Source organism: Quadrisphaera sp. DVD1, assembly GCF_058932755.1.
The window spans coordinates 1-5,554 of sequence record NZ_JBZYWI010000180.1 but is presented as its reverse complement, the minus strand read 5'-3'; the positions used below and the strand labels follow the sequence as shown (position 1 = coordinate 5,554).

General features: G+C 73.3%; 5 protein-coding genes. 3 read left to right on the top strand and 2 right to left on the bottom strand.

Annotated features, from left to right (window positions below):
- Positions 1-42: 42 nt before the first annotated feature.
- Entirely contained in the window at positions 43-1,323 is a 1,281-nt protein-coding gene (gene eno, locus AC5FZL_RS15165) for a phosphopyruvate hydratase (protein ID WP_493619722.1), read from the bottom strand.
- A 206-nt stretch (positions 1,324-1,529) separates the two neighbouring features.
- Here eno and AC5FZL_RS15160 point away from each other — a divergent pair, with 206 nt between their 5' ends.
- Together AC5FZL_RS15160 and AC5FZL_RS15155 are read left to right on the top strand one after the other, a co-directional pair.
- Positions 1,530-3,209 carry a sodium:solute symporter family protein gene (locus AC5FZL_RS15160; RefSeq protein ID WP_493619721.1) on the top strand — a complete coding sequence of 560 codons (1,680 nt, stop codon included), beginning with the start codon at positions 1,530-1,532 and terminating at the stop codon, positions 3,207-3,209.
- A 35-nt stretch (positions 3,210-3,244) separates the two neighbouring features.
- The gene (locus AC5FZL_RS15155) at positions 3,245-3,553 is read left to right on the top strand and encodes a hypothetical protein (protein WP_493619720.1); all 309 of its coding nucleotides are present in this window, start codon (positions 3,245-3,247) and stop codon (positions 3,551-3,553) included.
- Here the strand turns inward: AC5FZL_RS15155 and AC5FZL_RS15150 are convergent.
- Positions 3,550-4,833, bottom strand: coding sequence for a nucleoside triphosphate pyrophosphohydrolase (locus AC5FZL_RS15150; RefSeq protein WP_493619719.1), 1,284 nt, complete (start codon positions 4,831-4,833; stop codon positions 3,550-3,552). The genes AC5FZL_RS15155 and AC5FZL_RS15150 overlap by 4 nt on opposite strands.
- Before the next feature lie 223 nt (positions 4,834-5,056).
- On the opposite strand from AC5FZL_RS15150, the gene AC5FZL_RS15145 reads away from it, so the two are divergent.
- Entirely contained in the window at positions 5,057-5,434 is a 378-nt protein-coding gene (locus tag AC5FZL_RS15145) for a phosphomannose isomerase type II C-terminal cupin domain (protein WP_493619718.1), read from the top strand.
- Positions 5,435-5,554: the final 120 nt, after the last annotated feature.

Sequence of the window (5,554 nt, the reverse complement as noted above, 5' to 3'; positions counted from 1 at the left end):
GGGGTCGCCGGACGTCGAGGGGCCACGGGAGCCAGTGTGGGGTCAGCCGGCGAAGCGCGGGAAGGCGCCGCGCCCGGCGTAGCGCGCCGCGTCGTCCAGCTCCTCCTCGATCCGCAGGAGCTGGTTGTACTTGGCGACGCGCTCGGACCGGGCGGGAGCGCCGGTCTTGATCTGGCCGCAGTCGGTGGCCACCGCGAGGTCGGCGATCGTCGTGTCCTCGGTCTCGCCCGAGCGGTGGCTCATCATGGCGCGGTAGCCGCTGCGGTGGGCCAGCGAGACGGCGTCCAGGGTCTCGGTCAGGGTGCCGATCTGGTTGACCTTGACGAGCAGCGCGTTGGCGGCGCCGGTGTCGATGCCGCGCTGGAGGCGGGCCGGGTTCGTGACGAACAGGTCGTCGCCGACGATCTGCACCTGCGAGCCCAGGGCGCTGGTCATCGCGGCCCAGCCGTCCCAGTCGTCCTCGTCGAGCGGGTCCTCGATGCTGACGATCGGGAACTCGGAGACCAGCGCGGACCAGTAGTCCACCATCTGCGCCGAGGTCCGCCCCTCGCCCTCGAAGGTGTAGGTGCCCTCCGCGAGGAACTCGCTCGCCGCGACGTCCAGCGCCAGGGCGATGTCGGTGCCGAGCGACAGGCCGGCCTTGTCCACGGCGCGCGCGATGAGCTCCAGCGCGGCGCGGCTGTTCGCCAGGTCGGGGGCGAAGCCGCCCTCGTCGCCCAGGCCGGTCGGCAGGCCCTCGCTCTTGAGCACGGACTTCAGCGCGTGGTAGGTCTCCGCGCCCCAGCGCAGGGCCTCGCGGAAGCTCGGCGCGCCGATCGGGGCGATCATGAACTCCTGCACGTCGACGCCGGTGTCGGCGTGCGCGCCGCCGTTGATGATGTTCATCATCGGGACCGGCAGGACGTGGGCGTTCGGGCCGCCGACGTAGCGGAAGAGCGGCAGGGACGCCGACTCCGCGGCCGCGCGGGCCACGGCGAGCGAGACGCCGAGGATCGCGTTGGCGCCCAGCGAGCCCTTGTTGTCGGTGCCGTCCAGGTCGAGCATCGCCTGGTCGACGAGGCGCTGCTCGCTGGCCTCGAAGCCGAGCAGCTCCGGGCCGATCTGGTCGATCACGGCGTCGACGGCCTGCTGCACGCCCTTGCCGAGGTAGCGGCCGTCGTCGCCGTCACGGCGCTCGACCGCCTCGAAGGCGCCCGTGGACGCGCCGGAGGGCACGGCGGCACGGCCGATGGTGCCGTCGTCGAGGGCGACCTCGACCTCGACGGTGGGGTTGCCTCGCGAGTCGAGGATCTCGCGGGCTCCGACGGCCTCGATGCTGGCCACGACTGTGCCTCCTGGGTCGGGGGGACGGTTCGGCGCCGCGAGGCGGCGTCGCGGTCGGCAGCCTAGCCGCGACGGCCCGCTCCCCCTCAGCCCCTCGTCCGGGTGAAGCCCGTGCGGCGCCCGCCGCGGGAGGGGCGTACGGTCCTCGGCGGTCAAGATCGGATGTTGCCTCGGGACACCACGTCCAGGGCCGAGAGAGGAACGCCATGGATGCGGACGTCCTGAGGTTGGACGCCAGCGCGATCGACTACGTCATCGTCGCCTCGTACTTCGCCGTCGTGCTGGGCATCGGCTACCTGGCCAAGCGCCAGGTCTCCAGCAGCCTCGACTTCTTCCTCTCGGGCCGCTCGCTGCCCGCGTGGGTGACCGGGCTGGCCTTCATCTCCGCCAACCTCGGCGCCATCGAGATCATGGGCATGTCGGCCAACGGGGCCCAGTACGGCATCGCGACGATGCACTACTTCTGGGTCGGCGCCGTGCCGGCGATGCTCTTCCTCGGCCTCGTGATGATGCCGTTCTACTACGGCTCGAAGGTCCGCAGCGTCCCCGAGTTCATGCGCCGCCGCTTCGGCACCGGTGCCCACCTCGTCAACGCCGTGAGCTTCGCCGTGGCGCAGGTGCTCATCGCCGGGGTGAACCTGTTCCTGCTCGGCACGATCGTCAACGTGCTGCTCGGGTGGTCGCTGTGGCTGTCGGTGGTCGTCGCCGCGGCCATCGTGCTGACCTACACCCTCCTCGGCGGGCTCAGCGCGGCGATCTACAACGAGGTGCTGCAGTTCTTCGTCATCGTGGCGGCGCTGCTGCCGCTGACCCTGGCCGCCCTGCACAAGGTCGGCGGCTGGCAGGGTCTCAAGGACCGCGTCGCCGAGAGCCCCGGCGGCGCCGAGCAGCTCTCGGCCTGGCCGGGCTCGGGCCTGTCGGGCTTCGACTCCCCCGTGCTGTCCGCGGTCGGCATCGTCTTCGGCCTGGGCTTCGTGCTCTCCTTCGGCTACTGGACGACGAACTTCGTCGAGGTCCAGCGGGCGATGGCGTCCAAGAGCATGTCCGCTGCCCGCCGGACGCCGATCATCGGCGCCTTCCCGAAGCTGTTCATCCCCTTCCTCGTCGTGATCCCCGGCATGGTCGCCGCGGTCGAGGTGAGCGAGCTGGCCGCCTACAAGGCCAACGGCGGTGAGGGCGGGAGCGTCACCTACAACGACGCCCTGCTGCTGCTCATGCGCGACCTGCTGCCCAACGGCCTGCTGGGCCTGGCCATCACCGGCCTGCTGGCCTCGTTCATGGCCGGCATGGCCGCCAACATCAGCTCCTTCAACACCGTCTTCAGCTACGACATCTGGCAGACGTACGTCAAGAAGGACCGTCCCGACGGCTACTACCTCTCCGTCGGGCGCGTGATGACCGCGGTCGCCACGGTCGGGGCCATCGGCACCGCGTTCATCGCCTCGAACTACGGCAACCTCATGGACTACCTGCAGCAGCTGTTCTCGTTCTTCAACGCGCCGCTGTTCGCCACGTTCATCCTCGGCATGTTCTGGAAGCGGATGACGCCCACCGCCGGCTGGGTCGGCCTCGTGGCCGGCACCCTCTCGGCGGTCACGGTCTTCGTGCTCTCCGAGGTGGAGGTGCTGGACCTGCCCGGCCAGGGCGCGAGCTTCCTCGGCGCCGCGGTGGCGTTCGTCGTGGACGTGCTCGTCAGCGTGGCGGTCAGCGCCGTCACCGCGCCCAAGCCGGCCTCGGAGCTGCGCGGGTTCGTGTACTCCCTGACCCCCAAGGAGGACCTGCGCGAGGACCGCACCGGTGAGGACGCGGCCTGGTACCGCTCCACGCCGCTGCTGGCCGCGATCGCCGGCGTCCTCGTCGTCGTCCTCAACATCGCCTTCGCATGAGCAGCGCCCGCGGCGCAGGAGAGGCAGACCGCTCCATGAGCAGCACCGGCACCAGCCCGAAGAAGAAGAGGGTGGGGCGCGCCTTCGACGTCCGCACCCTCATCGGCGCCCTGCTGGGCGTCTACGGGGTGATCCTCACGGTCATGGGGCTGTGGTTCACCAGCGAGCGCGCGATGGCCAAGGTCGACGGGGAGAACCTCAACCTGTGGACCGGCCTGGGCCTGCTCGCCGCCGCGGCCCTGTTCGGCCTGTGGGCGTGGCTGCGCCCGCTCGCCGTCCCGGTCGACGACTCGGCTCCCGCGGACCCCGAGCACCCCGGGGCCCGCAGCACCGGCGGGCACTAGCCCCGCTGCGCCACCTGCTCGGCCGCCCGCGCCTCCTGCTCGGTCGCCCGGACCGCCGCCCGCAGGGCGGCCTCGGCGTCCACCCCGCCCGCGCGGGCGGCCTGGACGACGGCCAGCAGGTGGCGCCCGACGGCCTCGGGCGCCACCGGGGCCGCCTCGACGGGCTCCGCGCCGGTGCGCTCGGCCCGCTCGAGCACCTCCTCGGCCCGCTGCAGCGCCGGCAGGCCCGCCGGCACCCCGTCGAGGGCGGAGCCGCGCTGCACCTCCACCGCCTTGCGCCGCTCCCAGGCCTCCTCCAGCTCGGCCACCGTCGGCGCGGGGGCCGAGCGCTGCGCCGGGTCGAAGACGTGCGGGTGGCGCCGGACGAGCTTGGCCACCAGGGCGGCGGCCACGTCGTCGACGTCGAACGGGGTGCGGGCGCCCTCCGCGGCGATCCGGGCGTGCAGCAGCACCTGGAGCAGCAGGTCGCCCAGCTCGTCGCGCAGCGCGTCCTGGTCGCCGGTCTCCAGCGCCTCGACGACCTCGTGCGCCTCCTCCACGGCGTAGCGGGCGAGGGAGGCCGGCGTCTGCGCCGCGAACCACGCGTCCCCGCCCGGAGAGCGCAGCCGGTCCACGACCGCGACGGCCTCCAGCAGCCCGGAGCCCACCGCCGGCCGCGCCGCGACCGCCCGGCCGTCGCCGCGCATGCGGACCCGCTGCAGCGCCGCGAGCAGCAGGACCAGGGCGCCCAGCCACTCGAGCGCGGTCTCCACGGCCTCCGTGCGGTACGGGCTGCCCGGGAGGGCGACCAGCCTGGGGTCGAGGACCAGGCCGGCGCCGAGGTAGGCGGTCGCTGCCACCACGATGAGCGCGCGCTGGCCGGGGGTGGCCACGGCCAGCACGCCCAGGACGACGGGCAGCCCCACGACGACGAGCGCTGCCTGCACCGGGTGCTCGGCCAGCGGGCCGGGCAGCCAGTCCACCAGGCCCAGGCGCAGCGCCTTATGGAGCCCGAGCACGTGGTCGACCGAGAGCAGCACGAGCAGCGCTCCCAGAGCCGCCCAGGCCAGCGGCCCCGCCGCGGTGCCCGGGCGCCGGCGGTAGCGGTGGCGCAGCCGCTCGACCCGGCTGCGGACCCAGCAGCCCATCGCGACGAGCACGTAGAGCACGGTGGTCCACCAGTACGGCAGCCCGCCGAGGGCACCAGCGCGGGCCTCGACCGGCCAGGGCGCCCGGCCGGGGGCGCCGTCGTCGGCGAGCCCAGCGACGAGCGCCAGCGCCGCCAGTGCGGCGCTGATCACCGCGGGGATCCACAAGGACCGCCGCGACAGGTCCAGGACCGCGCGAGCGGCACGGCGGTCGGCCTGTCCCGTCGAGCTCACGCCGAGATGATGCCCGTTCGGGTGCGTGCGTTGGGCCGAGTCGGGGACACACCTTGGCGGGCACGGCCCCAGCGGTCACACTGGATCACGGCCAGACGCCCACCAGGACGCGCGGCGGCGATCCCCGATCCCGAGGAGCACGATGACCAGCGACACCACACCGGCCACGAGCCGGCAGGCCGGCGTGTTCGTGGCCGATCGGCCCTGGGGCCAGTTCGAGCAGTTCTGCCTGAACGACCCGGTGACCGTCAAGCTCATCACCGTGCACCCGGGTCACCGCCTGAGCCTCCAGCGGCACGGGAGCCGGGACGAGATGTGGCAGGTGCTCGACGTCCCGATGGACGTCCAGGTCGGGGACCTCTGCTGGACCGCGGAGGTCGGTGAGCGCGTGTACGTCCCCGGCGGGTCGCTCCACCGGCTCGGCAACTCCGGGGACCGGCCCGGCCGGATCCTCGAGATCGCCTTCGGCGACTTCGACGAGTCGGACATCGAGCGCCTGCACGACGACTACACCCGCTGAGCGGGACGACGGAGGGGCCGGGGGATCGATCCCCCGGCCCCTCCGTCGTGCTGGCCTCAGGCGCCCGGTCGGCCCAGTGGGCGGTAGGTCCACCCGGCCGCGGCCCACGCGGCGCCGTCC

What these genes read in the sequence shown, in the direction of transcription:
- AC5FZL_RS15160 (WP_493619721.1), top strand. Translation starts at nt 1,530, where the DNA reads ATGGATGCGGACGTCCTGAGGTTGGACGCCAGCGCGATCGACTACGTC.
- AC5FZL_RS15155 (WP_493619720.1), top strand. Translation starts at nt 3,245, where the DNA reads ATGAGCAGCACCGGCACCAGCCCGAAGAAGAAGAGGGTGGGGCGCGCC.
- AC5FZL_RS15145 (WP_493619718.1), top strand. Translation starts at nt 5,057, where the DNA reads ATGACCAGCGACACCACACCGGCCACGAGCCGGCAGGCCGGCGTGTTC.